The following is a 25,433-nucleotide window of genomic DNA, read 5'->3' on the forward strand; positions in this document are numbered from 1 at the left end:
GTCTAAAATGCAACCCAGAAAGTTCACGGTTAGTAGCGGGCGGGCGATTTCGGGTGAGACCGCGGCCTCCGCTTCATTGCCTGAGATGTAACCGAGGCACAACCTCGCGCGGCTAGGCTGAGAGTCGACGAGAAGGAGGGCCTGATGGCACGACGCGACGAAATCGAATGCTGGCTCACCGACATGGACGGTGTGCTCGTGCACGAGAACCAGGCCCTGCCCGGTGCAGCCGAGCTGCTGCAGCAGTGGACCGACTCCGGAACGCCGTTTCTGGTGCTCACCAATAACTCCATTTTCACGCCGCGTGACCTGAGCGCCCGGCTGCGTTCGAGCGGGCTGAACGTGCCGGAGGACCGCATCTGGACCTCGGCGCTCGCGACGGCGGACTTTCTTAAGTCGCAGGTCTCCGGCGGCACCGCGTTTGTGATCGGCGAGGTCGGCATCACGACCGCGCTGCACGAAGCCGGGTTCATCATGACCGAAACCTCTCCGGACTATGTCGTGGTTGGCGAGACGCGCAACTATTCGTTCGAGGCCATCACCAAGGCGATTCGGCTGATTCTGGGCGGGGCGCGGTTCATCGCGACGAATCCGGATGCGACCGGACCGAGCAAGGACGGCCCGATGCCGGCGACCGGGGCAATTGCAGCGCTCATCACCAAGGCCACCGGCATGGAACCCTATGTTGTCGGCAAGCCCAACCCGATGATGTTTCGCTCGGCGATGAACAAGATCGGCGCGCACTCGGAGAACACCGGCATGATCGGTGACCGGATGGACACTGACATTGTCGCCGGTATCGAGGCGGGGTTGCACACGATTCTCGTGATGACCGGCATCAGTGACGAGGCCGAGATCAACCGGTACCCATTTCGGCCAGATGAAATCGTGGCTGGCGTGCACGAACTACTCGCCACCGAGCTGATCGAGAGCGACGAACTCTAGGCCGTTCAGACTCCGGGGCCGGCTCCCATGATGCTCATGCTGAGCGGCTCGGCCGAGGCACGGCTGGCGAAGCAGTAGAAGTTGCGCGGCTCGTCTGTCCACTGTTCTTCGGTGATCGGGTAGCTGCCCTGCATCTGCAGGTTCGGGTAGGCACTGGCCGCGTTCAGGTCCAGAATTCCGGGGCTCGTGCAGAGCAGGTTGATCTGCGCAGCCAATGCAGCCTCGCCCGGAAAGACCGTGGTCTGGTCGCCGCCAAAGTCGCCGCGAAACACCAGCTGAGCCGCATGCGAGGCCGCGCAATCGGCGACCGTGAAATCTTCTTCCCACGGCGAGACGTAGGGTTCAAGGCATTCCCCGCCGAACAGGGTGTTCCACTCGTGCACGCCAGCCGGCTGCATCGCGGTGATCTCCGGCGTCGGGGTCGGGGTCGGCGTGGGAGTTGGTGTTGGTGTTGGTGTTGGTGTTGGTGTTGGTGTTGGTGTTGGTGTTGGTGTTGGTGTGGGCGAAGCGGATTGGGTGGGCGCGGACATCGGAACCGGGCTCGCGACGAGCCGTTGGCCCAGATAAAACAGTGCAGCAAGCACGATGGCCGCAAGCAATCCGACGGCTATCCAGACTAGACCGGCCTGGCGGGCACCGCCGGTGCCACGCCGGGAGCGGTGGCGGCTCGGCGGCTCGGTGGCTGTCGGCGCCTCGATCGGGGTCGCGGCTCCGGCGATGACGGTCGTGGCGGCCGTAGCGCCGCTGGCCCCAGACTGCGCGGCACCGAACGTGCCCGGGGTAGGCAGCAACTCGGTCGGCTGATCGAAAGCACCCGGTGCCGCCAGCAGTTCGGTCGGCTGATCGACGACGTCCTCACCGGCCTGAGAGCGGATGCTCGCCGCCGGGCCCTGCGCGACAGCATCCGTTTCAGAGATGGGCACGGTGACGGTCTCCGCCGGGGCTGTAGGAGTGACGGGTGCCGGCTCGACAGCGGCAACCGGCTCGGCCGTTGCCTCAGCGACGCGTCGGGCCTTTCGCCCGAGCTTGGCCGAAGCAAGCGTGACCGGAACAACAGAAGCGGTGGCATCAGCTTCGTCAGGACCGGATGCCACCGTCGAATCCGCACCGGATTCCACACCCGACTGACCGACGGGCTGGCCGAGCTGCGACGCGAGCCAGTCGATTCCGCGCTCGTCGTCGTCTGGCGCCACTAGTTCAGCCCCAGGTCCTCAAGGGAGATCGCAGCGAGGTAGGGGTAACCGGCGGCTTCGATCACTTCGCGGGCACCGGTGTCGCGGTCTACCACCACGGCGACGCCGGCGATCTCAGCCCCGATCTTCTGCAGGGCTTCGATGGCGGCGAGTGGCGAACCCCCAGTCGTCGAAGTGTCTTCGAGCACGATCACGCGCTTGCCAGCGAGTTCGGGGCCCTCGACCTGGCGGCCGCGGCCGTGGTCCTTCGGCTCTTTACGCACCACGAACGCGTCGTAGCTCGCGCCGCGGGCCACGCCCTGGTGCATGACGGCGGCGGCGATCGGGTCGGCGCCCATGGTCATGCCGCCGACGGCGACGACGTCGGGAACGTCCTGAATGAGGTCGAGCATGACCTGCCCGATGAGCGGGGCGACTCGATGGTCGAGGCTCACCCGGCGCATGTCCACGTAATACGTGGCCTTCTTGCCGCTCGTGAGAACGAAGTCGCCGTGAAAGACGGCCTCGGCCGAGATGAAGTCGATGAGTCTCTGCCGCGTATCAGTCACGCTCGCCAGCTTAGGGCATGGCTCACAGCCGACTGCAGTCGAGGCAGCGGTGGGGATTCCAGCAGGGTGGAGAGAAGGGAAGAGAAGTGCGAGCTAGAAGACGCGCACCAGGTTGCGACGCTCGACCTGACGGTAGCCATCACGGCGAACCTCGACAACGAGGGCGGCGATAGAGACAACGGCAACGAGCAGGAGTGCGATGAGGATGAACACGAGGTGCCTTTCAGAGGAGAAGAAGTAGCCCGGCACGGAGGCGACACTGCTCGTGGACGACTCTTTCACTACACCACCAGTAACCGTGCAGCACAATCGTTTTATGCTGCACGAACTGTTTAGGCTAACTACATGGACGTGCAACGACTTGAACTACTCCGCGAACTCGCCGACCGAGGCAGCGTCACGGCGGTCGCCCTGGCCACCCACCGCACCCCCTCAGCCGTCTCCCAACAGCTGAAAGTACTCGAACGCGAAGCCGGTCTGCCACTCACCCAGCGTCAGGGTCGCGGCCTCGTACTCACCGACGCCGGCCGCGCCCTCGCCCGGAGCGCAACGGATATCGCGGTGTCACTTGCGAAGGCGACCGCCCTCTGGGACGAATTTCGAAACCTCGCCACCGGCGAAGTGAGCCTCGTGACCTTTCCCACCGCCGGCCAGATGCTGCTGCCCGGCGTGATCAAGCACCTCAGGCCCGACCTCGTACTCAATTGCGCCGACGAGGACCCCGAGCTGAGCGACTTTCCCGCGTTCACAGCCGAGTACGACATCGTGCTGGCGCACTCGATGAGCGGGCAGCTGTCCTGGGCGGGCCGCGGCCTGAAAGTGGTGCCGTTGATGACCGAGCCGCTGGATGTGGGACTGCCGGTGGGACATCCGCTTGCTGATCGCACCTGGGTGCGTCCGAGCGACCTGATCGGCGAGACCTGGATCGGCGTGACCGAAGGCTACCCGTTCGAGCGCATTCTGCACGCGATCGAGCAGGAGGCCGGCGCACGGCTGTCGATGTCGCAGCGGTTCGCCGACCTCGCGCTGATCGAATCGTTCGTGATCGCCGGGCTCGGTATCGCGCTCGTGCCGCGCTACACCTCCGGCGGCGGACAGCCGGGCCGCCTCGTGCTGAAACCCCTGCGCGGCATCGAATCCGAGCGTCAAATTGTGGCGCTCATGCGCCCAGACCGTGCCGAACGCCTGGCCGTGCGCACCGTAATAGAGTCCCTGCGCCGCGAGGCGTCGAGGGTGCAACAATCCCAGACCGCCAAATAGCTTCGCGAGAGAACCTAGTGGTTCTGCGGGAAACCCAGGTTGATACCTCCGTGGCTCGGGTCTAGCCACCGACTCGTTACCGCCTTCTCGCGGGTGAAGAAGTTGACACCGGCGGGACCGTAGGCCTTCGCGTCGCCGAACAGCGAGTTCTTCCAACCACCGAAGGAGTGGTACGCGACCGGCACCGGAATCGGCACGTTGATGCCGACCATGCCGACCTGCACCTCGTTCTGGAACCGACGAGCGGCCCCGCCGTCGTTGGTGAAGATCGCGGTGCCGTTGCCGTACTGGCTCGCGTTGATGAGGTCGAGGCCCTCCTGGTAGCTTGCCACGCGCACGATCGACAACACCGGTCCGAAGATCTCGTCGAGGTACACGGCCGAGTCGACACTGACCTTGTCGAATAATGTCGGGCCGAGCCAGAAGCCGTCCGGGTCGCCGTCCACCGTGATGTCGCGCCCGTCGATGACGACGTCGGCCCCGTCGGCCTGGGCAATGTCGATGTACCCGGCAACCTTGTCGCGGTGCACCTTTGTGATCAGCGGGCCCATGTCGCAGCCGCGCATGCCGTCGCCGACGGTGAGGCTCTTGACCCGTTCGGCGATCTTTGCGATGAGCTCGTCGGCGACGGGCTCAACGGCGACGATGACGCTGATGGCCATGCAGCGCTCACCGGCGGATCCGAAACCGGCGTTGACGGCGGCATCCGCTGCCAGGTCGAGGTCGGCATCGGGCAGCACGAGCATGTGATTCTTGGCGCCGCCGAGTGACTGCACGCGCTTGCCGTGCTTGGCGGCCTCCTCGTAGATGTAGCGAGCGATCGGGGTTGAGCCTACGAAGGAGATCGCCTGCACGTTGGGGTGCACGAGTAACGCATCGACAGCTTCCTTGTCGCCGTGCACGACGTTGAACACCCCGGCGGGCAGGCCGGCTTCGGTGAACAACTCGGCCAGCCAATTCGACGAGGACGGGTCCTTCTCGCTCGGCTTGAGCACAACAGTGTTGCCGGCCGCGATCGCGATCGGGAAGTACCACAGCGGCACCATCGCCGGAAAGTTGAACGGGCTGATGATACCGACGACGCCGAGCGGCTGGCGCAGCGTGTACACGTCGACGCCGGTCGAGACGTTCTCGGAGTAGTCACCCTTGGAAAGGTGCGGCATACCGAGCGCGAATTCGACAACCTCGAGGCCTCGAACGATCTCACCGAGCGCATCGGAGGTGACCTTGCCGTGTTCGGCCGTGAGAATCTCGGCTAGGTCGCCCTTGCGCGCGTTCAGCAGTTCGCGAAAGTTGAACATGATGGTCTGGCGGCGAGCCTGGCTCAGGTCGCGCCAGGCGGGGTAGGCCGCCTGGGCAACGGCGACGGCCGCGTCGAGGTCGGCGGTGCTCGCAAGCAGCACGTTCTTGGCGACTTTGCCGGTGGCCGGGTTGAAAACGGGAGCGGTACGGGTCGAGGTTCCGGTGGCAGCGGCGCCGTCAATGTAGTGCTGAATGGTGGGAGTGTCGGTCATGGGTGATCCTTTCAGTGGATGCGCTGGGCTGGCTTTTCGAAATCGCCATCGGTTTTCGCATGGCGGTCTCGACCGGCTAGACCAACGCGCGTTTTGGTGATCGAGGCCAACGGGGGACCCGACTACCGGAATGGGGTTAAGAGAGCAGGTCGAGGCTGAGTACCTCGTCGTAGATGGCGAGTGCCTCGGCGACCTCGGCGTCGGTGACGACGCACGGCGGCACGACGTGGATGCGGTTCTCCACCAAAAACGGCAGCAGGCCGCGCCCGAGCAGCTCGGCCTTGACCCGAGCCATGACGGCGCCGCTCACCGGCTCGCGAGTCTGCGGGTCGGCGACGAGTTCGAGTACCCAGAACACGCCGACACCGCGCACTTCGCCGATGATCGGATGCCGGGCCTGCAGTGCCTGCAGCCCCGGCTCGAGCACGTCGTGGCCGATGCGGGCGGCGTTCTCGACGATGCCCTCGGCTTTCATCGCATCGAGCGCACCGACGATCGACGCCATGGCGAGCGGATGCCCGCTATAGGTCAGTCCGCCGGGAAAGACCGTCTCGTCAAAGGTCGCCGCGATGGCGTCGGAGATGATCACGCCGCCGGTGGGTACGTAACCGGAGTTGACGCCCTTGGCGAAAGTGATCAGGTCGGGCACGACGTCGTACGCCTCGAAGGCGAACCAGTTGCCGGTGCGACCGAAGCCACACATGACCTCGTCGAGGATGAGCACGATGCCGTACTTGTCGCAGAGCGCGCGCACCCCGGGCAGGTAGCCGGCCGGAGGCATCATGATTCCAGCGGTTCCGGGAATCGACTCGAGCAAAATGGCCGCAACCGCCGAGACACCTTCACCCTGGATGACGCGTTCGAGGTGGTGCAGCGCGCGGGCGCATTCCTCCTCTTCGCTGCTGGCCCAGAATTCGCTGCGGTAGAGAAACGGGCCGAAGAAGTGCACGTGGCCACGCGCGTATTCGTTCGGAATGCGGCGCCAGTCGCCGGTGGCGACCACGGCCGCCCCGGTGTTGCCGTGATACGACTTATAGAGGGAGAGCACCTTGTCACGACCCGTGTGCAGGCGGGCCATGCGCATGGCGTTCTCATTCGCATCCGCTCCCCCGTTGGTGAAGAAGACCTTGTTGAATCCCGCCGGGGCGCGATCGGTGATGCGCTGGGCGGCTTGGCCGCGCGCCAGGTTCGCCGTCGACGGTGCAATGGTGCTCAGCAGAGCGGCCTGCTCGATGATGGCTTTCACCACCGACGGATGCTGATGGCCGATATTCACGTTCACCAATTGACTCGAAAAGTCGAGATAACTGCGCCCATCGTGGTCCCAGACTCGGCAGCCGAGCCCGCCGGCGATGACGAGCGGCTTCAGCGCCGCCTGCGCCGACCAGGAATGGAAGACATGGGCCCGGTCGAGTTCGCTCGTGTGCGCATTGAGACTTGGCGTCCCTCCGGTGGCTGCGGGAGGGACAGTGTGTGTGCTGGTGTCAGTCACGTATATCGCTGGCTTTCTGGGTCGGTGGTGGTGGAGATGAAAAATGCTACTTCGTGGCCATGATGGAGTCGGTGAGGGCTGGAATCAGGGTTTCGCCGTAGACGCGCATGGTTTCTTCCTTGTTGTCGTGCTGCAGATAGCTGGCGAACTGGTCGACGCCGAGCTCCTTGAGTGCCTCGAGCTTCTCGAGGTGGTCTTTCGCGGTGCCGAGCAGGCAGAACCGGTCGACGATCTCGTCGGGCACGAAAGCGGCGTGCTCGTTGCCCGCCTTACCGTGCTGGTTGTAGTCGTAACCCTCACGGTTTTTGATGTAGTCGGTGAGAGCAGTGGGGATATTGGAATCGGCGCCGTACTTGGCAACGATGTCGGCCACGTGATTGCCGACCATGCCCCCGAACCAGCGGCACTGGTTGCGCATGTGTTCCCAGTCTTCGCCGATGTAGGCCGGGGCGGCGACGCAGAATTTAATCCTTAATGGGTCGCGGCCGGCGTTCGAGGCGGCGGTGCGCACACTCTCGATCATCCACTTGGCGACATCGAGGTCAGCCATTTGCAGAATGAAACCGTCGCCGACCTCACCGGCAAGTTTGAGCGCGAGCGGACCGTAGGCGGCGACCCACAGTTCCAGGCTCGAGCCGTGGCTCCACGGAAACTGCACCGTGGCACCGTTGTATTCGACCGGGCGGGAGTTGGCGAGCTCGCGAATGACGTGGATCGATTCGCGCAGGGTCTTGAGGGTGGTCGGGGCGCCGTTGGTGGTGCGCACCGCCGAGTCGCCGCGGCCGATGCCGCAGATGGTACGGTTCCCGAACATCTCGTTGAGGGTCGCGAAGGTCGACGCCGTCACGGTCCAGTCGCGCGTCGCCGGGTTGGTGACCATGGGTCCGACGATGATCTTGCTGGTCTCGGCCAGGATGCGGCTGTAGATCACATAGGGTTCCTGCCAGAGCAGGTGTGAGTCGAAAGTCCAGACGTGGCTGTAACCGTGTGCCTCGGCCAGTTTTGCCAGTTGCACGGTACGCGCCGACGGCGGGTTGGTCTGCAGTACTGCTCCGAAATCCATGGTTTTCCCTTAGATCAGGTACTGGCTCAGGCCGCGCTTGATGTAGCGGCCATCACCCTTGGTGCCCAGGTAGGCGAAGCCGTCGATGACGACCTTGCCGCGGGAGATGACGGTGTCGACGTGGCCGTCGATCTCGTAGCCCTCCCAGGCGGAGTAGTCCATGTTCATGTGATGGGTCTTCACCCTTCCCGTTTCAGGCATCCCGATCGACGTGTGCCCGTTCGGGTCGTAGATGACGACGTCGCCGTCGGCGCCGGGCGCGATCACGCCCTTCTGGCCGTACATGCCGAACATGCGCGCCGGGGTGGTGGAGCAGACCTCGACCCAGCGTTCGAGGGAAATCTTGCCGTCGACGACGCCCTGATACAGCAGGTCCATCCGGTGCTCGACCGAGCCGATGCCGTTGGGAATCTTGGAGAAGTCGGTCAGGCCCATGTCCTTCTGCCCTTTCATGCAAAACGGGCAGTGGTCGGTGGAGACCATCTGGATGTCGTTCGTGCGCAGGCTCTGCCACATGTGATGCTGATGACCCTCGACCCTGGCGCGCAGCGGCGTCGAGCACACCCACTTGGCCCCCTCAAAACCCGGAGCGCCGAGATTGTCTTCGAGGGAGAGGTAGAGGTACTGCGGGCAGGTCTCGCCGAACACGTTCTGCCCGTTGTGCCGAGCTTCGGCAATCTGGTCCACGGCCTGTTTAGCTGAAACGTGCACTACATAGAGAGGAGCGCCGGTGAGGTTGGCGAGCATGATCGCCCGATGGGTGGCCTCTTCTTCGGCCTGCCAGGGCCGGGTGAGGCCGTGGTACAGCGGGCTGGTGTTACCGGCGGCGACCGCCTGCTGCACGAGCAGGTCGATGACACTGCCGTTCTCGGCGTGCATCATGATCATGCTGCCGTTCGTGGCCGCGCGCTGCATGGCTTTGACGATCTGACCGTCATCACTGAGGAACACGCCCTTGTAGGCCATGAACAGTTTGAAACTCGAGACGCCCTCGTTGACGAGTTCGTCCATTGCGGTCAGTGAGCTGTCTTGCACGTCACTGAGGATCTGGTGAAAGCCGTAGTCGATGGCGCACTGGCCGGCAGCCTTCTGCTGCCAGGCGGCGTAGCGCTCGAGCACGTCCTCGCCGGTGTACTGCACGACGAAGTCGACGATGCTCGTCGTTCCGCCCCAGGCAGCAGCACGGGTTCCGGTTTCGAAGGTGTCGCTGGCCTGGGTGCCACCGAACGGCATCTCCATGTGGGTGTGGGCGTCGATACCGCCGGGGATGACGTATTTGCCGCTGGCGTCGATGATGCGGTCGACATTGCCCGCGACATCGAAGCCGAGCAGGTTCGAGCCGGGCGCGAGCACGGCAGCGATTTGCTCCCCGTCGATGAGCACATCGGCGACTCCTCGGCCCGTGGCATTGACCACGCTGCCGTTCTTGATCAAAGTCTTCATGGCATCCTCTTCGCTCAAAAGTGTCAGGGCCAGCGGATGCCGCCGACCGGGTCGGTCGGCAGCATCCGTTCTATGCGCTTCAAGGAGCGACGAGGGCCTCATACGAGTCGGGGCGACGGTCGCGGTAGAACTGCCAGGAGTTGCGCACCTCGCGAATGACGCCGAGGTCGAGGTCGCGCACGACGATCTCCTCGGTGTCGGTCGAGGCTCGCTCGCCCACGTAGTTGCCCTTGGGGTCAACGAAGTAAGAGCTTCCGTAGAACGTCACGGCCTCGTCGCCGAATTCGGACTTCTCATTGCCGATACGGTTGTTCGCGCCGACGTAGTATTGGTTGGCGACCGCGGCGGCTGGCTGCTCGAGCTCCCACAGGCGGTTGGACAGCCCCGGCTTGGTCGCCGAGGGATTGAACACGATCTCGGCGCCGTTCAGGCCGAGTACTCGCCAACCCTCGGGAAAATGGCGGTCGTAGCAAATGTAGACGCCGATCTTGCCGTACTTGGTGTCAAAAACCGGGTAGTCAGTGTTGCCCGGGCGAAAGTAGAACTTCTCCCAGAACTGCGGCAGGTGCGGGATGTGGTGCTTGCGGTACTTGCCGAGATAGGTTCCGTCGGCGTCGATGACCACTGCGGTGTTGTAGAGCACGCCGGGCTGTTCTTCTTCGTACATCGGCACGACGATGACCATGTTGTACTCGGCGGCGAGCTTTTGAAACCGCTCAACAATGGGGCCGGGCACGGGCTGGGCGTAGTCGTAATACTTGGCGTCTTGCACGATGCCGAAGTAGGGACCGTGAAAGAGTTCCTGAAAGCAGATCACCTGCACGCCCTGAGCGGCCGCGGTACGCACGAAGCCCTCGTGCTTTTGAATCATCGATTCTTCGTCGCCGGTCCAGGTGGCCTGAGTGATAGCCGTACGAACAATGTTCCTGGTATCGGAGGTGGTGCCGTTACTCATGCTGTGCCTTCCACTTGCTTTCGTTAGTCAATGACCGCTACGAACCGCGTTGTTCGTATTGTTATTATTTGACGTAAACATTTCAAATGTGTTTCTCTGTGTATCGCACGCATTAATCATCCTGTCGGCCAACGCAGCCAGAGGCAAGGGCAATGCAGAACTTTATCGACGAAATTGAGCAACGCACCCCCGCGGGGATCGCCGCTGCCATTGGGCGGCTGATCACCTCTGGGCGCCTCACACCGGGCGACCGCCTGCCCACCGTGCGGGTACTGGCCGGCGAGCTCGGTGTGAGCCCCGCGACCGTCAGCCACGCCTGGCAGGCGCTCGCGGCGGTCGGGCTGATCGTGTCGCGCGGCCGCGGCGGCACTTTCGTGCAGGACAAAGCGCCCAACTGGTTGCCGGCTCGCAGCCAGTCCATGATCGGCGCGGTTGGCCCCGCCCGGCTCGACCTCTCCCGCGGTACGCCAGACCCGCGGTTGTTGCCGCCGCTGGGACCTGCGCTCTCCCGGGTTGCACAGCGCGCGGTTACCCCGAGCTATCACGACCTGCCGATCATTCCGGAGCTCCTCGAGGTGCTGCAGGCTTCATGGCCGTACCCGGTGGAGACGATCACCATCGTGGACGGCGCTCTCGACGCCATTTCGCGCAGCCTCGACGCAGTGACCCGGTTCGGCGACCGGGTCATCGTGGAGAACCCATCGTTTCCGCCGTTCTTCGACCTGCTCGACCAGCTCGGCCTCGAACGCCTGCCGGTGGCCGTCGATCAGCACGGCCTGGTTCCCGCCGATTTTGCCGCAGCGCTCAAGCTCGGCCCGGTCGCTGTCATTCTGCAGCCGCGCGCCCACAACCCGACCGGGACGTCGATGAGCCTCAAGCGTGCCGAGCAGCTAGCCGGGCTGTTGCGCGCGGGCGCCGCGTCGAAGACCATCGTGATCGAGGACGATCACTCGGCGGATATCAGCATCGCGCCCGATGTGAGTCTCGGCCGGTGGCTGCCCGAGCGCACCCTGCACGTGCGCAGCTTCTCGAAGACGCACGGCCCCGACCTGCGCATGGCCGCGCTGGGCGGTCCCGCTGCGCTCATCGAACCGATTGTGTCGCGGCGCCTGCTCGGCCCCGGCTGGACCAGTCGCATGCTGCAGACTATTCTGCACGACCTGCTCACCACCGGCGACAGCCTGGCGCGGGTCAGCGAGGCCCGTCACATCTACTTTGCGCGGCAACGCGCCCTCTCCGAGGCGCTCCGCGAGTTCGGACTCAACGTCAGGCAAGCCGACGGCATCAACACCTGGCTGCCGGTGCAGAACGAGCGCGATGCCCTGGTACGCCTCGCCGCCTCGGGCATTCGGGTGGCCGGCGGCTCGCCGTTCCTGGCGACCAAGGGCGGTCCCACGTTCATTCGGGTGACCGCCGGCGCCCTGCCCGATGACGTGCGACCGGTAGCCGAAGCGCTGGCCGCGGCGGCGCATCCGTCTGATTCGGCCGTACACCCGATCGGTGCGCGCTGGGCGTAGTGCCGCCGGGTTTAGAGTTGAGGCAGACCACCGGTTTGCTTTGACCGGCCCCGCTGGCCTGGATTTGGGCTGAGGTCCACCAATACTGTGCCAACGACACCGTGCCAGTTTGCGCCCGCGCTGCTTCGTGCAGCCCACCGTGACGAGTCGAAAGAGACCTCATGTTTCGAATTACCGCGCGCGCCGCCGCTCTTGCCGCCGGGGCCCTGTTTTTGAGCGGATGCGCCGCCACGGCCACCCCCGCCGTCTCACCCACCGAGACTCCAGCCGCCAGTGCGAACTACCCGGTCACCGTCGACAACTGCGGCACGAGCCTGACCGTCGCGGCCGCGCCGGAACGCATCGTGTCGATCAAGTCCTCGGCGACCGAACTGTTGCTCGCCCTCGGGCTCGGCGACCGCATTGTCGGATCGGCCTTTCTCGACGGCCCGCTGCCCGATTCACTCGCCGCCGAAGGCGCCGACCTCAACGTGATCAGCGACTTTCTGCCCGGGCGGGAGGCCGTGCTCGGTCTGAACCCCGACTTCATCTACGGCGGGTGGGAGTCCAACTTCACCGCCGACGGCGTGGGCGAACGGGCCGGTCTCGCCGAACTCGGCATCGGAAGCTACGTCTCGCCGGCCGCCTGCAAGGGCGACGCCATGCCCAGCCCGCTCACCTTCGAGACCGTGTTCACCGAAATCACCGAAGCCGGTGAGCTCTTCGGGGCAGCGGATGCCGCCGCCGTTCTGGTCAGCACCCTGGAGACCGAGCTCGCCGCGCTCGAACCGGCCTCGGCGGGGACCACCGCAGTCTGGTACTCGAGCGGCACGACCACCCCCTACGTTGGCGCGGGCATCGGCTCGCCGGCCATAATTATGGAGGCCGCCGGGCTCAGCAATATCTTTGCTGACGTGGCCGACACCTGGACCTCGGTCGGCTGGGAATCGATCATCGAGGCCAACCCGAGCGTCATCGTGCTCGTTGACGCCACGTGGAACACCGCGGCGGCCAAGATCGCCCACCTGGAATCCGACCCGGCCACTCAGGTGCTCGACGCCGTGAAAAACCAGCGCTACGTCATTTTGCCGTTCGCGGCGACCGAGGCCGGCCCGCGCAACGTCGAGGCTGCCTCTTCCGCCATCGCCCAACTCTCCAGCTTCGAGTGAGCCGCTCCTGGCCGCTCTCGCGTCCCGTTCGGTGGGGTTCGTGACCCGGAGCAGGTACCTCGCCTGGCTCGTGGCCGCGGCGGTTGCCCTCGTCGTCGTGTGCGGGGTAGCGGTGACCATCGGGCCAGCCGCAGTCAGCCTGGCGCAGGTGGCCGGCAGTATCGGCGCGCACCTCGGCCTCGCGACCGAGCCGGTGCCTTTGCTGGTCGACTCGATCGTCTGGCAACTGCGACTGCCACGGGTACTCACGGCCGCGCTGGTCGGCGCCGGCCTCGCCATCAGCGGCGCGGTGATGCAGAGCGTGACGCGTAACCCCCTCGCCGACCCGTACCTGCTCGGACTCTCGAGCGGGGCATCCGTCGGCGCGGTCTGCGTGGTCATTCTCAGCATCGGCTTCGCCCTGCCGGTTGCAGCGTTTGCCGGGGCATTGCTGGCCCTCGTGGCGACGCTCAGCATCGCCAAGGTCGGCGGAACAATCACCCCGGTGCGGGCTGTGCTCGCCGGGCTGGCCATCGCCCAACTCGCCGGCGCCCTGACCTCGTTCATCATTTTCTGGGCGGCCAAGGGCGACTCCTACCGGGAGATTCTCAACTGGCTGCTCGGCTCGGTGGCCGGCGCCACCTGGGAGAGCGTCGCGATCGCGGCGACGGCCGTGGCGGTCGTCGGCACCGGCATCCTTTTGTCGGCGACCCGGCTTGACGCATTCGCCTTCGGTGATACCTCGGCGGCGAGCCTCGGTATCAATGTCAACCGCACCCGCTGGGCGCTGCTCGGTGCGGTCGCGCTGTTGACCGGAGCCATGGTGGCCGTCAGTGGATCGATCGGGTTCGTCGGACTCATTCTGCCGCACCTCGTACGCGGCATCAGCGGGCCGGGCCATCGCCGGCTGCTGCCGCTCGTCGCCGTCTGCGGCGCGCTGTTTTTGGTCATCGCCGACACGCTCGCTCGCACGGTGTTCGATCCGCGCGAGCTTCCGGTCGGCATCATCACAGCCTTCATCGGCGTGCCGGTGTTTATTTTGCTGATCAAGAGAAAGAAATCGCATTTGTGGGCGTAGACCTGAACGGTCTGTCGTTCGGCATCGACGGCAGCATGATTTTGCGCGACATCTCCGCGTCGATGCCCACCGGCAGCGTGACCGGGCTGCTCGGGCCGAACGGTGCCGGAAAATCCACGCTGCTGCGCCTCGTGGCTGGCATCGAACAAGCGGCTGGAGGCACCGTCGACCTCGACGGCGTCACGGTTGGATCCCTACCGCGCCGCGAAGCGGCCCGCCGCATCGCCCTGCTCGAACAGAACGCGTCGCCGAGTGTGGAACTCACCGTGCTCGAGGTAGTGCTGCTCGGGCGTATTCCGCATCGCAGCCGACTGCTCGGCTCGTTCGCCGCCGGGGATGACCGCGCTGTCGCCCTGAGAGCCCTCGCCTCGGTCGGCGCGGCATCACTCACCGACCGATCCTGGCAGACCCTCAGTGGCGGGCAGCAGCAGCGCGTGCAAATTGCCCGGGCGATGGCGCAGCAACCGAGCCTGTTGCTACTCGACGAACCAACCAACCACCTCGATGTAAGCGCCCAGCTGTCGCTGCTTGCTCAGGTGCGCGACCTGCAATTGACGGCGATCATGGCGCTGCACGACCTCAACCTCGCCGCCGCGTACTGTGACCACATTCTGCTGCTCGACGCGGGTCGACTGGTCGCCGCTGGCACGCCCGCCGAGGTGCTGACCCCCGAAATTATCGGAGCCGTCTATGGGGTGGACTGTTTCATTCTGGCGCATCCACGCGGAGGGCATCCGGTTATCGTCTACTCGGCCCCCACATCGAAGGGAAACATATGAGAAATGTCACTGTCCTGGCCGGAGGGGTCGGAGGCGCCCGCTTCACCCGGGGGCTGCTGGCGCACCTCGCCGTTGCAGCACCCGATACGGCGGTCACTGTGATCGTGAACACCGGCGACGACCTGTGGCTCGACGGGCTGCGGATCTGCCCCGACCTCGACACAATCATGTACACGCTGGGCGGTGGTATCAACGAGGAGCAGGGCTGGGGCCGACCCGCTGAAACCCGCCGGACCTCAGCCGAGATCGCCGCCTATGGTCGCGGCTGGTCGTGGTTTACACTCGGGGACCTCGACCTCGCCACGCACATCGTACGAACCGATCTGCTGCGAAATGGCTCTACCCTGTCGGAGGCGACCGAGTTTCTCTGCCGCCGCTGGCAGCCGGGGGTGCGGCTGTTGCCGATGAGCGATCAGCCGGTCGAAACCCACGTATGCCTCGCGGAGAATATTGACGAACATGCTAGTGGCGATTATATTCACTTTGAGGAATGGTGGGTTCGGTACCGCGCTCGGGTAGCCGTGAGCGGATTCATCCAGCGCGGACTCACCGACGCGGTCGCCGCTCCGGGTGTACTCAAAGCCATCAACACGGCCGACTTCGTTGTGCTTCCGCCGTCGAATCCGGTTGTGTCGGTCGGCACGATTCTGGCGGTGCCTGGCGTGCGCGACGCCCTGCGCTCCACGGCCGCCCAAGTGGTCGGGGTGTCCCCGATCATCGGCGGCGTGGCGGTGCGTGGGATGGCCGACGCGTGTCTGTCGACAATTGGAGTGGAGACGACCGCTGTGGGCGTGGGTTTGCACTATGGGTCGCGGCATTCCGGCGGGATACTCGATGGCTGGCTGATCGATGAAACGGATGCCACGGCGCTGCCCGCGCTGGCGGCGGCCGGCATCCGCTCAGCTGCGGTGCCACTGTGGATGACCGACCTGCCCACCACGACCGCGCTGGCCGGCGCCGCGCTGCGTCTGGTTGCCGCTAACTAAACTTCAGTGCTGAACACTATGGAGCAGCACGCTCGTGTTCGGCCCGAGCCCGAGCGCGCGTGCCACGTCGAGGTCGGCGGCGGTATCCACGTCGCGCCGAATCGATGAGCGCGACGGTAGATCGAGCACCACGTGGCCGGCCTTCTCGTGCGCGGCGCGGGAGTCCAGGCCGAACCGGGGCACCAACATGACGCCCGCTCGGGCCAACAGAGTCGTCGTGCCAATGCCTTCGGCGTCCGGCACCATCGAGCGCAGATGTGCCGCGGCGAGCCCGAACACGGTGTCGACATCGGCCAATCGCAGGGCAGGCAGGTCCCCGGTCATCACGGCTAGGTTCGCATCCGGGCAAACGAGCCGGGCCGCGGCGATGCCCTGCTCGATCGCGGCGTTTAGCCGGTCGTGCCCCGTGGTGTTGGCCACCGTTTCCGGCACGATCACCGCCCCGAGGGCAGCGAGGCGAATACCGAGGCGCCCGCTGCCGGTCACCACGAACACGCGGTCCACGGCGGATGCTGCGAGTAGCGCCGTCACCGTGTCGAGAGCGATCGTGTCGGCGAGCGCCGCCCGCTCCGGCATGTTCCCGAGCCGGCTCTTGGCGCCCGAGCTTCCTTTGACCGGCACCACGACGACCCAGCCGGCGGCCAACGAGTTAGCGGCCACTGAGTTAGCGGCCAACGAGTTAGCGGCCAACGACTTCAAGCCGAACGCCAATGGCATCATAGGTCGCTTTGGCACGAGCATCTCGGGTGGCGAGAACACAGTCATTCTCCTGTGCCGCGAGGGCCACTAATGCATCGTAGACAGCACCACCGGCAAGACCCAGGTCTGCGAGGACTGTCGGCAACCGACGTGCCGTTTCAGCGGACATCAGGACCGGTGTCACAAACCGCGTCGCCAAGAGTCGGGACGCCGATTCGGGGTCAAGCCGTGCGTCACCGGGCAACCGCGTGAGCACCGAATAGGTCTCAGCCAGCGCGTGCCCGGCAAGCGCCACCTCACGTCCCTGCCACCAGTCGACAACCGCTCGGTGCGCCCGGTGGCTCGTTACGAGCAGGGGAATCGCGACGCTGGTATCGAGTGCGACGAGCGTCTTCAACGGCGTCCGGCGTCGATCAGGCCAAAGACGATGTCATCGTCGATGGGAGTCGAGGACGCAGCCACCAGCACCCCGGCTTCGTCGACGAGTCGGGCTGTCCGTCCCGCTGGCAGAACCTGCAGGCCACTACCGTATTGAGAAATATCCACGGTTGATCCGGGGTGGAGTCCCAGTGCATCGCGCAGGGCCTTGGGGACCATGAGCCGGCCGACGGCATCGAGAGTTACTTCCATAGGGATTACGTTACCAGCGCTTTCCCTCTCTGGCGAGCACGCTCCAGGGACCACCCGGCGCGGTAGCCTCAAGGGTCGAGTAGATACATCCATCGACCCGACTACGTTCGTTGGAACGGCCCAGGAGGTCCCATGTCAGCGTCACTCACCGCACAGTCACTTACCGCACAGTCACCCACCACACAGTCACCCACCGCACAGGCTCGGGCGCTCCCCATGGCGGTTGTCACCTACCTTGAGCGCAGCGTCAGCGCCAAGCCAGCGTCAGCCCGCCAGACCTTCGTCGAAAACGCTGTCGTCGTGGATGACGGCAAGACGTACACCGGCGAAGCGGCCATCGCGGCCTGGCTGGCGGGCAGCGCCGCGGAGTTTGAGTACACGACGACGCTGCTGGGTACCGAGACAGACGAGTCAGCGACGACCGTCATCAATCGCATCGAGGGCAACTTTCCGGGCCGCAGCGTCGACCTGAGCTACCGCTTCGAACTCGAGCCCGAGACCGGCCTGATCCAGAACCTCACCATCTCGATCTAGGATTCTTCGCCTGCGAGGCGCGTCCGGCAGGTCCGGTTTCCAGCAGAGTGGATGGCGGGACCAATTGCTGCAGACACGCCCGGCTCCGGCTGGCGGACGGCACGGGTCGCGCTGCCATGTGCTGCGCCAGCACCTCGCTGTTGCTCGCGCGGCTGACAAGCCAGGCGCGCGAGCCGGTCACGACAGCGCCTGCAGGAAACGGCCGCGCACTGCCCGGCCCGCCCCGCGAAGCTCAGCTGGCCGAACCCGTCGCACCGCCGGCGGCGCGCCCGGCCGCGAAACCCTCCGCGTACCCTTCGGCGCGGGCCTCAGCCGTGCCGAGTCGAAACATGTCGGTGTCGCTCGGCCGTTGCAGCGCCCGCGCACCGGCGACATCCATTTCTCCGACCAGTCGACCGAGACCGCGGATCACAGCGACCGGGTTGCCGCTGGTCTTGCCTTGGACCAGGTCGGCGGCGCCGGCGATCTCGTCGGCGACCGCCGCGACGGTGACGTCGAGGCGGCGACCGGAGGCATCCGTTGTGCCGCGCAGGTCATCGAGTACCGCGAGCCCGGCCGCACCAATGGCAATGTCGGTCTGGCCTTCCCGCCACGGGCGTCCGGCGGTGTCGGTCACGAGCACGCCGAGCCGCAGTCCGGTGCGTTCGCGCAGGGCCGCGCAGATGGCACGCGCCGACTTATCCGGATCAACCGGCAGCAACAGCACCACCCCGTCGGGCGCATTGCTGGTGTCGACGCCGGCCGCCGCCATGACCAGGCCCTGCCGGTTCTCGACGATGCGGGTGAGGCCGCCGGGGTACGCCCGCGACGCCACGATGCGCACGGTCTCGTCGGTGATCGCTTGTTCCCGATCAGCGGCGCGGGCGAAACGTCCTTCGGCTTTGGAGACGATTTTGCTGGTCACGACCAGAATATCGCCGTCTATCAGGCGCGACTGTGCGGCCTCGGCGATCAGGTCGGCGAGGTCGTCGCCAGCCTGAATCTCGCCAAAACCACCAAGGGTGAACACCTTGAGGCCGAATAGCTCCATAGCGCCCACTTCAGCGGCCGCGGCGTCGGGCCGGGAATCGTACGTCATCTACCGAACGAGCTTCGGCAGAACGGATGCACCGAAGACGTCGATCCACTGCTTCTGATTGCGGCCCACGTTGTGCAGGTAGATGCGATCGAAGCCGAGGTCGACGAACTTCTGAATGTACTTGCGGTGTTCGTCGGGGTCGGCCGAGATGATCATGCGGCCCTCGAAATCTTCGGGGCGCACCAGCTTGGCCATCTGCTCGAACTCGAACGGTGAACGAATGTCCCCCTTCGGAAACTTCATGCCACCGTTCGGCCACTCGTGCAGCGCGTTGGTCATGGCCTCTTCGTCGGTTTCGGCCCAGCTCATGTGCAGCTGCAGCACCTTGGGCATCGCCGAAGGGTCCTTGCCGGCCTCGCGGGCACCGTCATCGAACTTGCCGAACAGCATTGAGATCTTCTCCAGCGGAGCGCCGACCGTGATGAGGCCATCGGCCAGGCGACCGGCGCGCTTAGCGGTGACCGGTCCGGCGGTGGCAACCAGAATCTCCGGAGCGATCTCGGGCATGGTCCATAACCGGGTTGACTCGAGCTTGAAGAACTGGCCGGAATGCTTGACGTCCTTACCGGCGATCGAGCCGGTGAACAGCTTCGAGATGATTTCGATGGCCTCGAACATGCGGTTGATGCGTTCGGGAGCTTCGGGCCAGTAGCCGCCGACGATGTGCTCGTTCAGGGCTTCACCCGAACCCAGGCCCAGCCAGTGCCGGCCGGGATACATCGAAGCAAGCGTTGCGGAGGCCTGGGCGACCATGGCCGGGTGCCAGCGAAAGGTCGGCGCGGTCACGCCGGGGCCGAAGTCACCCGTGGTGCGCTCGGCGATCGAGGCAAGCACGCTCCAGACGAAACTCGACTGGCCCTGGGCCGGAACCCACGGTTGAAAGTGGTCGGCCGCCATCACGCCGGTGAAGCCGTGCTCCTCGGCGTAGGCCGAAAGAGCGACCGCCTCGGCCGGTGCGAACTGCTCCAACATGGCCGCATAGCCAATCTGCAACTCCGTCATTGTGACCTTCCTGCGCATTGGTGACTGTACCTATCAACTGCGTACCCATTCAATCGCAACACGGCTCGGGCCGCATTCGATACCACGAGCAGCAGCATCCGCTTCGCGGCTTATAGGCTGGTGGCATGCGCATCGCCACCTGGAACGTCAACTCCGTTCGTGCCCGCTCCGGACGAATCGTCGACTGGATGGAACGCGAGGATATCGACGTTCTGGCCATGCAGGAGATCAAGTGCAAGCCCGAGCAGTTTCCCTCGCAGGTGTTCGAGGACGCAGGCTACGACCTCGCCATCCACGGTCTGAGCCAGTGGAATGGCGTTGCGTTTGCCAGCCGCGAGCCGATGACCGATGTCGTCACCAATTTTCCGAATATGCCCGGCTTCCTGAAGGGTGCGGTCGGTCCAGACCAGCCGCTCGAGGCGCGCGCGCTCGGCGTGACCGTGAACGACCTGCGCCTGTGGAGCTTGTACGTGCCGAACGGGCGCGCGCTCGGCGACCCGCACTACGACTACAAGCTGGCCTGGCTGAGGGCCCTCGAGACCCACGCGGCCGCGGAACTTAGCCAGCATCCGGCGCTCGCGCTGGCCATGATGGGCGACTGGAACGTCGCGCCGCGCGACGAAGATATGGGTGACCCGAGCTTCGTACTCGGCGTTTCTACTCACATTTCGGCGCTTGAGCGCGCGGCGTTCGACGCCTTCGAGCAGGCCGGCTTGACCGATGTCGTGCGGCCGATCGTGCCGGAAGGGTTCACCTTCTGGGACTACAAACAGCTGCGATTTCCGCGCAACGAGGGTATGCGCATCGACTTCATTCTCGGCTCGCCCGCCTTCGCCGATCTGGTAACGGATGCCAGCATCCACCGCAACGAGCGCAAGGGCGACGCCCCGAGTGACCACGTTCCAGTGCTCGTCGACCTCGACCTGGGCGGCGATGACGACGACCGCCCGATGATCTTCTAAGCCCTGCGCTGTTCTGCCGCACCGAGGGGTTGTCCCACCCACCTGCTGGGTCTAGCCTGCTGGGTCTAGCCTGCTGGGGGTCCGCAGGAAAACCAGCCCCCGGCAGCCTCCTTCACCGCCGTCTGTCCCAGCTTGACCTGTAGCGTGGATGCGACAGCGTCGTCAGACCCGGACGGCACCGTCGCCAGCACAACGCGCTCGGTCAGCCCGGCAAAACCGCCGGACGCCACCGTGTTCCCGACCAACGCTTCGATGATCTGCACCATCGATGATCTGCTCGTCGTGGCGCCTGTGGGCTGATATCAACACCAACGGCACCGGCAGCCGACCGTGAGGCCAGCGGCGGATGCCGTTGCAGCGCGCGGTCTGAGGCTGGTTAGACCGAAACCTTGTTGGGAGCCTGGTACTTCGGGTGCGCTTGTTCCGCAGCAAGGTCGAATTCGGCGTCGATTTCGGCGTTCGGCTTGAACGTAGCCAGGGAGACCACGACGGCCACGATCAGGCTGGCCGCAAAGCCCGGCACGATCTCATACAGGATGTCGCCCAGGGCCGAGTTGCCCCAGACGAACACGACGACAGCACCGGTGATCATGGAGGCTAGCGCCCCCCAGGTGGACAGCTTCTTCCAGTACAGCGAGAGGATGACCACTGGTCCGAAGGCGGCACCGAAGCCGGCCCAGGCGAAGCCGACCAGGTCGAGAATGGTCGAGTTCTGCTGCAGCGCGATCAGTGCGGCGATGACGGCCACGAGCAGCACGCCGCTACGGCCGAGCATGACCAGCTGCTTCGGCGAAGCCTTCTTGCCGACGATCTTGTAGAGGTCCTCAACTAACGCCGAGGATGACACGATCAGCTGCGAGGAAATGGTGCTCATAATTGCGGCGAGCACAGCGGCCAACACGAGGCCTGCAATGAAGGGGTGGAACAGGGTTTGCGAGAGGATCAGGAACACCGTCTCTGGGTTTGCGAGATCCAGGTCTGGGTTCTGCTGAAAGTACGCGATACCGATCAGGGCGGTCGCAACAGCACCCAGGGCGGTGGCGACCATCCAGCCGATGCCAATGCGACGACCGGCCTTAGCGTCCTGCGGGGTGCGCATGGCCATGAAACGCACGATAATGTGCGGCTGGCCAACATAACCGAGGCCCCAGGCAGCGGCCGAGATGACACCGAGCACGGATCCGCCGGCGGTGATGGACAGCAGGTCGGGATTGACTTCGCGGATGGAGTCGAGGGTCGCAACGACTCCGCCAGTGGCGTTCAGTGCTACGAGGGGAACGGCGATCAGCGCGATGAGCATGAGGATGCCCTGGGCAACGTCGGTGAGGGTGGCACCGAGAAAGCCACCGAACAGCGTGTAGAGCAGGGTGATGCCGCCCACGATCAACATGCCGGTGAGGAAGGTGGAGCCGAAGGACTCCTCGAAGAACACGCCACCGGCCACCATGCCGGAGGAGACGTAGAAGGTGAAGAACACCAAAATAATGAGGCCGGAGACCACGCGCAATAGCCGCGACGAGTCTTTCAGCCGGTTTTCGAAGAAGCTCGGGATGGTGATCGAGTTCTTTGACACGAAGGTGTAGGAGCGCAGCCGCGGGGCCACGTATTTCCAGTTCAGCCAGGCACCGATGGTAAGACCGATGGCGATCCAGGCCTCAACGAGACCGGACACGTAGATGGCTCCGGGGAGGCCCAGCAACAGCCAGCCGGACATGTCCGAAGCACCCGCACTCAGGGCCGCTGTGCCCGGTTTGAGTCCGCGACCGGCGAGCATATAGTCGTCAAGGTCTTTGGTCTGACGAAAGGCAAAGTAGCCGATGACGACCATGCCTGCGAGATATAAAACGATTGCGATGAGTTGAAATGTTTGATCCGTCAATGGGATTCCTTTGTTGGGATGCCCGACGTACTGGACGTGATTACTCGAGGTGCGAGCAAGCTCAAAGCTCTAGTCTCGCAGAAATATGGGCATTGCGCCATCTTTAACCGCCTATTCGCCCCCGTAACCGTTTGATAACGGAGGGCTTACCCCCTGTCCGAGGTCGGGCTGAGCGGGCCCACAATGACCGCAGGAGGCGCCCACCCCTTCCCGTCCCATCTCAAATTGGATACAGTATCCGAATGAGTGGAAACGATGGTTCGGCACCTGCGATTGGGCCGTTGGACGGCATTCGTGTTGCGGATTTTTCTCGCGTGCTCGCCGGGCCTTTTGCATCGATGATGCTGGCCGATTTCGGCGCCGACGTGATCAAGATCGAGCATCCGCTCGGCGATGACACTCGCGCCTGGGTGCCCCCGGTCGACCCGAACGGCATGGGCAGCTATTTCGCGAGCGTCAACCGCAATAAGCGCTCTGTGGTCTGCGATTTGCGCGCCGAGAACGCCCTGGCCGAAGCGCGTACCCTCGCGCTGAGTGCCGACGTCGTGATCGAAAACTTCCGTCCGGGCGTCATGGAACAGTACGGCCTCGATTACGCCAGTTTGACCGCGGAGCGCCCCGAGCTCGTCTACTGCTCGATCACCGGATTCGGCCGCGCTGGCGGCGCCGCCCTACCCGGCTACGACCTGCTCGTGCAGGCGGTCGGCGGGCTGATGAGCGTGACCGGCTCGGCCGCCGAAGAACCGAGCAAGGTCGGGGTCGCCCTCGTCGATGTACTGACCGGGCAGAACGCAGTCGTCGGCATTCTCGCCGCACTACGCGCGCGCGAGCAGACCGGTCTGGGTCAGCGCGTCGAAGTGAATCTGCTCTCCTCGCTGCTGGCTGGGCTGGTCAACCAGGCCTCGAGTACCCTCGCCACCGGGGTCGCCCCCAAACGCCTTGGCAACGCCCACCCGAGCATCGCGCCCTATGAAACGTTTCGAACTCTGGACGATCCGATCGCGATCGCGGTCGGCACCGATAAGCAGTTCAGGGCGCTCGTGCAGGTGCTCGACCACCCCGAGCTGGCAGTCGACCAACGGTTCGTTTGCAACGCCGACCGCCTCGCGCATCGCGCTGCGCTCAAGGAGCTTCTCGAAGCGCGCCTCGCCACCCGTCCGGCCACAGAATGGACCACGCTGCTGGCGACCGTGCGTGTGCCGGCCGGCAAGGTGAACTCGATCGCCGAGGCGCTCGAACTGGCCACTGAACTCGGCTTGGTCCCGGTCGTGCCGGTGACCGATTCGGACCGGTCGCGGGTGAGCCAGCAGATTGCCAATCCGATCAGCCTCTCCGCCACCCCCGCACAATACCGGCGCCCACCGCCACTACTCGGGGAACACAATGGGGCGACCTTTTTCTGACCATAAGCATCCGCTCTACTGAAAGAAGGCGACTCATGACTACCCTCAATGAAACCGATCTGACCGACGCCGCCGACCTCGTTGGCATCGATTCCCTGCTGTCCGAGACCGAGATCGCCCTGCGGGGCAAGGTGCGCGCCTTCGTCAACATGACCATCAAGCCCAACATCGCGCTCTGGTACGAAAATGCGATCTTTCCATTCGAGATCATTCCCCAGCTGGCCAGGCTCGGCCTGCTCGGCATGCACCTCACGGGCTACGGCTGCCCCGGGCGCAGCTCGGTCGAATACGGCCTCGCCGCGCTCGAACTCGAGGCCGGCGACTCTGGGCTGCGCACCTTCGTGAGCGTGCAGGGCTCGCTCGCGATGAGCGCGATCCACAAGCACGGCTCCGAGGAGCAGAAAAACGAGTGGCTGCCGCGCATGGCCGCCGGTTCGGTGATCGGTTGCTTCGGGCTGACCGAACCGACCGCTGGCTCCGACCCGGCCGGCATGACCACTTTCGCGCGCCGCGACGGCACCGACTGGGTTCTGAATGGCACCAAGCGCTGGATTGGCTTGGCCTCGGTCGCGCAGGTCGCCATCATCTGGGCCATGACGGATGATGGGATCCGCGGCTTCGTCGTGCCCACCGACACCCCCGGATTCGTCGCCACGCCGATCGAGCAAAAGCTCTCGATGCGGGCCTCGATTCAGTGCGAGATTGAACTGACCGAGCTGCGCCTGCCCGACTCGGCGATGCTGCCCAAGGCCCGCGGTCTGCGCGGCCCGTTCGAGTGCCTGAACGAGGCCCGCTACGGCATCGTCTGGGGCGTCATGGGTGCGGCCCGCGACAGCTACCTCACTGCGCTGGCCTTCTCGCAGGAGCGGATGCAGTTCGGCAAGCCGCTCGCCGGCTACCAACTGACCCAGCAGAAACTTGTCAACATGGCCCTCGAAATCAACAAGGGAACCCTGCTCGCACTGCAGCTCGGCCGGCTCAAGGACGCCGGGACGCTCGCACCGCACCAGATCTCGGTCGGCAAGCTCAACAACTGCCGCGAGGCCATTGCCATTTGCCGGGAGGCCCGCGCCATGCTCGGCGGCAACGGCATCACCCTGGACTATTCCCCGATGCGCCACGCCAACAACCTCGAGAGCGTGCGCACCTACGAGGGCACCGACGAGGTACACACCCTCATTCTCGGCCAGCACATCACCGGCATCGCCGCCTTCCGCTAGGGCCTCAACTGCTGAGCTTGGGCGATGCATAACGCCAGTATTCTCGGCTCTCCTGACGCAACCGTGGGTTAAACCCGGCCGGGGAGCACGTGTTTATGTCCGCCGAGGCTGAGCATCGCCAGAGCG

Annotated in this window: 26 protein-coding genes; 12 read left to right on the top strand and 14 right to left on the bottom strand. The window is 64.9% G+C overall.

The window, feature by feature from the left end; genetic code table 11:
* The first annotated feature begins 144 nt into the window (after positions 1–144).
* The gene (locus tag CXY71_RS12380; RefSeq protein WP_104135901.1) at positions 145–945 is read left to right on the top strand and encodes an HAD-IIA family hydrolase; all 801 of its coding nucleotides are present in this window, start codon (positions 145–147) and stop codon (positions 943–945) included.
* 5 nt (positions 946–950) lie between these two features.
* Here the strand turns inward: CXY71_RS12380 and CXY71_RS21485 are convergent, their stop codons facing one another.
* The 3 genes from CXY71_RS21485 to CXY71_RS12405 all read right to left on the bottom strand — a co-directional run bounded on the left by CXY71_RS21485 (position 951) and on the right by CXY71_RS12405 (position 2,968).
* The gene (locus CXY71_RS21485; protein ID WP_199184296.1) at positions 951–2,138 is read right to left on the bottom strand and encodes a hypothetical protein; all 1,188 of its coding nucleotides are present in this window, start codon (positions 2,136–2,138) and stop codon (positions 951–953) included.
* Positions 2,138–2,686 (bottom strand): orotate phosphoribosyltransferase, encoded by a 549-nt coding sequence (pyrE, locus tag CXY71_RS12400; protein ID WP_104135905.1) that lies wholly within the window; start codon positions 2,684–2,686, stop codon positions 2,138–2,140. Before pyrE ends, CXY71_RS21485 begins: the two co-directional genes overlap by 1 nt.
* Positions 2,687–2,779: 93 nt before the next feature.
* Positions 2,780–2,968 carry a hypothetical protein gene (locus tag CXY71_RS12405; RefSeq protein ID WP_104135906.1) on the bottom strand — a complete coding sequence of 63 codons (189 nt, stop codon included), beginning with the start codon at positions 2,966–2,968 and terminating at the stop codon, positions 2,780–2,782.
* A 63-nt stretch (positions 2,969–3,031) separates the two neighbouring features.
* Between CXY71_RS12405 and CXY71_RS12410 the strand changes: the two genes are divergently transcribed.
* Positions 3,032–3,946 (top strand): LysR family transcriptional regulator, encoded by a 915-nt coding sequence (locus tag CXY71_RS12410; RefSeq protein ID WP_104135907.1) that lies wholly within the window; start codon positions 3,032–3,034, stop codon positions 3,944–3,946.
* A 14-nt stretch (positions 3,947–3,960) separates the two neighbouring features.
* Here CXY71_RS12410 and CXY71_RS12415 read toward each other — a convergent pair whose 3' ends face one another.
* The 5 genes from CXY71_RS12415 to CXY71_RS12435 all read right to left on the bottom strand — a co-directional run bounded on the left by CXY71_RS12415 (position 3,961) and on the right by CXY71_RS12435 (position 10,413).
* Positions 3,961–5,460, bottom strand: a complete 1,500-nt coding sequence (locus CXY71_RS12415) for a CoA-acylating methylmalonate-semialdehyde dehydrogenase (RefSeq protein WP_104135908.1) — start codon at positions 5,458–5,460, stop codon at positions 3,961–3,963.
* A 136-nt stretch (positions 5,461–5,596) separates the two neighbouring features.
* Positions 5,597–6,952: an aspartate aminotransferase family protein gene (locus CXY71_RS12420; RefSeq protein ID WP_104135909.1), complete on the bottom strand. Its 1,356-nt coding sequence runs from the start codon at positions 6,950–6,952 to the stop codon at positions 5,597–5,599.
* A 46-nt stretch (positions 6,953–6,998) separates the two neighbouring features.
* Positions 6,999–8,015 (bottom strand): TIGR03842 family LLM class F420-dependent oxidoreductase, encoded by a 1,017-nt coding sequence (locus CXY71_RS12425; protein ID WP_104135910.1) that lies wholly within the window; start codon positions 8,013–8,015, stop codon positions 6,999–7,001.
* 9 nt (positions 8,016–8,024) lie between these two features.
* Positions 8,025–9,458 (bottom strand): dihydropyrimidinase, encoded by a 1,434-nt coding sequence (hydA, locus tag CXY71_RS12430; RefSeq protein ID WP_104135911.1) that lies wholly within the window; start codon positions 9,456–9,458, stop codon positions 8,025–8,027.
* A 79-nt stretch (positions 9,459–9,537) separates the two neighbouring features.
* Entirely contained in the window at positions 9,538–10,413 is an 876-nt protein-coding gene (locus tag CXY71_RS12435) for a nitrilase-related carbon-nitrogen hydrolase (RefSeq protein ID WP_104135912.1), read from the bottom strand.
* Positions 10,414–10,565: 152 nt separating this feature from the next.
* Between CXY71_RS12435 and CXY71_RS12440 the strand changes: the two genes are divergently transcribed.
* The 5 genes from CXY71_RS12440 to cofD all read left to right on the top strand — a co-directional run bounded on the left by CXY71_RS12440 (position 10,566) and on the right by cofD (position 15,900).
* Positions 10,566–11,930, top strand: coding sequence for a PLP-dependent aminotransferase family protein (locus CXY71_RS12440; protein WP_104135913.1), 1,365 nt, complete (start codon positions 10,566–10,568; stop codon positions 11,928–11,930).
* Positions 11,931–12,091: 161 nt separating this feature from the next.
* On the top strand, positions 12,092–13,078 hold the full coding sequence (locus CXY71_RS12445; protein ID WP_104135914.1) for a putative F420-0 ABC transporter substrate-binding protein: 987 nt from the start codon (positions 12,092–12,094) through the stop codon (positions 13,076–13,078).
* Positions 13,079–13,118: 40 nt separating this feature from the next.
* Positions 13,119–14,135: a putative F420-0 ABC transporter permease subunit gene (locus CXY71_RS12450; RefSeq protein ID WP_104135935.1), complete on the top strand. Its 1,017-nt coding sequence runs from the start codon at positions 13,119–13,121 to the stop codon at positions 14,133–14,135.
* A complete protein-coding gene (locus tag CXY71_RS12455) occupies positions 14,126–14,914 on the top strand; it encodes an ABC transporter ATP-binding protein (protein ID WP_233198507.1) in 789 nt (262 codons plus the stop codon). Before CXY71_RS12450 ends, CXY71_RS12455 begins: the two co-directional genes overlap by 10 nt.
* Positions 14,911–15,900 (top strand): 2-phospho-L-lactate transferase, encoded by a 990-nt coding sequence (cofD, locus tag CXY71_RS12460; protein WP_104135915.1) that lies wholly within the window; start codon positions 14,911–14,913, stop codon positions 15,898–15,900. The genes CXY71_RS12455 and cofD overlap by 4 nt, the downstream gene beginning before the upstream one ends.
* A gap of 3 nt (positions 15,901–15,903) precedes the next feature.
* On the opposite strand, the gene cofC is transcribed toward cofD, so the two are convergent.
* From cofC to CXY71_RS12475, 3 genes are read right to left on the bottom strand one after another with little or no spacing between them, the layout of a single operon-like run.
* Positions 15,904–16,560, bottom strand: coding sequence for a 2-phospho-L-lactate guanylyltransferase (cofC, locus tag CXY71_RS12465; protein ID WP_158253082.1), 657 nt, complete (start codon positions 16,558–16,560; stop codon positions 15,904–15,906).
* A 19-nt stretch (positions 16,561–16,579) separates the two neighbouring features.
* Entirely contained in the window at positions 16,580–16,996 is a 417-nt protein-coding gene (locus CXY71_RS12470) for a type II toxin-antitoxin system VapC family toxin (protein WP_104135917.1), read from the bottom strand.
* Positions 16,993–17,229: an AbrB/MazE/SpoVT family DNA-binding domain-containing protein gene (locus CXY71_RS12475; RefSeq protein ID WP_104135918.1), complete on the bottom strand. Its 237-nt coding sequence runs from the start codon at positions 17,227–17,229 to the stop codon at positions 16,993–16,995. The genes CXY71_RS12470 and CXY71_RS12475 overlap by 4 nt, the downstream gene beginning before the upstream one ends.
* 132 nt (positions 17,230–17,361) lie before the next feature.
* Here CXY71_RS12475 and CXY71_RS12480 point away from each other — a divergent pair, with 132 nt between their 5' ends.
* Entirely contained in the window at positions 17,362–17,763 is a 402-nt protein-coding gene (locus CXY71_RS12480) for a nuclear transport factor 2 family protein (RefSeq protein ID WP_146071835.1), read from the top strand.
* A gap of 232 nt (positions 17,764–17,995) precedes the next feature.
* Here the strand turns inward: CXY71_RS12480 and cofE are convergent, their stop codons facing one another.
* Positions 17,996–18,793: a coenzyme F420-0:L-glutamate ligase gene (gene cofE / locus CXY71_RS12485; RefSeq protein ID WP_104135937.1), complete on the bottom strand. Its 798-nt coding sequence runs from the start codon at positions 18,791–18,793 to the stop codon at positions 17,996–17,998.
* A 48-nt stretch (positions 18,794–18,841) separates the two neighbouring features.
* Positions 18,842–19,843, bottom strand: a complete 1,002-nt coding sequence (locus tag CXY71_RS12490; RefSeq protein WP_104135920.1) for a TIGR03557 family F420-dependent LLM class oxidoreductase — start codon at positions 19,841–19,843, stop codon at positions 18,842–18,844.
* A 125-nt stretch (positions 19,844–19,968) separates the two neighbouring features.
* Between CXY71_RS12490 and CXY71_RS12495 the strand changes: the two genes are divergently transcribed.
* Both CXY71_RS12495 and CXY71_RS22085 read left to right on the top strand, forming a co-directional pair.
* Entirely contained in the window at positions 19,969–20,805 is an 837-nt protein-coding gene (locus CXY71_RS12495; protein WP_104135921.1) for an exodeoxyribonuclease III, read from the top strand.
* A 144-nt stretch (positions 20,806–20,949) separates the two neighbouring features.
* Positions 20,950–21,105, top strand: coding sequence for a hypothetical protein (locus tag CXY71_RS22085; RefSeq protein WP_233204614.1), 156 nt, complete (start codon positions 20,950–20,952; stop codon positions 21,103–21,105).
* A 76-nt stretch (positions 21,106–21,181) separates the two neighbouring features.
* Here CXY71_RS22085 and putP read toward each other — a convergent pair whose 3' ends face one another.
* On the bottom strand, positions 21,182–22,684 hold the full coding sequence (putP, locus tag CXY71_RS12505; protein ID WP_104135923.1) for a sodium/proline symporter PutP: 1,503 nt from the start codon (positions 22,682–22,684) through the stop codon (positions 21,182–21,184).
* A 242-nt stretch (positions 22,685–22,926) separates the two neighbouring features.
* On the opposite strand from putP, the gene CXY71_RS12510 reads away from it, so the two are divergent.
* Both CXY71_RS12510 and CXY71_RS12515 read left to right on the top strand, forming a co-directional pair.
* Complete coding sequence (locus CXY71_RS12510) at positions 22,927–24,087, top strand: CaiB/BaiF CoA-transferase family protein (RefSeq protein WP_104135924.1); 1,161 nt, start codon at positions 22,927–22,929, stop codon at positions 24,085–24,087.
* A 35-nt stretch (positions 24,088–24,122) separates the two neighbouring features.
* Positions 24,123–25,307 (top strand): acyl-CoA dehydrogenase family protein, encoded by a 1,185-nt coding sequence (locus CXY71_RS12515; protein WP_104135925.1) that lies wholly within the window; start codon positions 24,123–24,125, stop codon positions 25,305–25,307.
* The last annotated feature ends 126 nt before the right edge of the window (positions 25,308–25,433 follow it).

Origin of the sequence: Cryobacterium sp. Y62 (assembly GCF_002929785.1) — a bacterium.
Taxonomy (GTDB): domain Bacteria; phylum Actinomycetota; class Actinomycetes; order Actinomycetales; family Microbacteriaceae; genus Cryobacterium.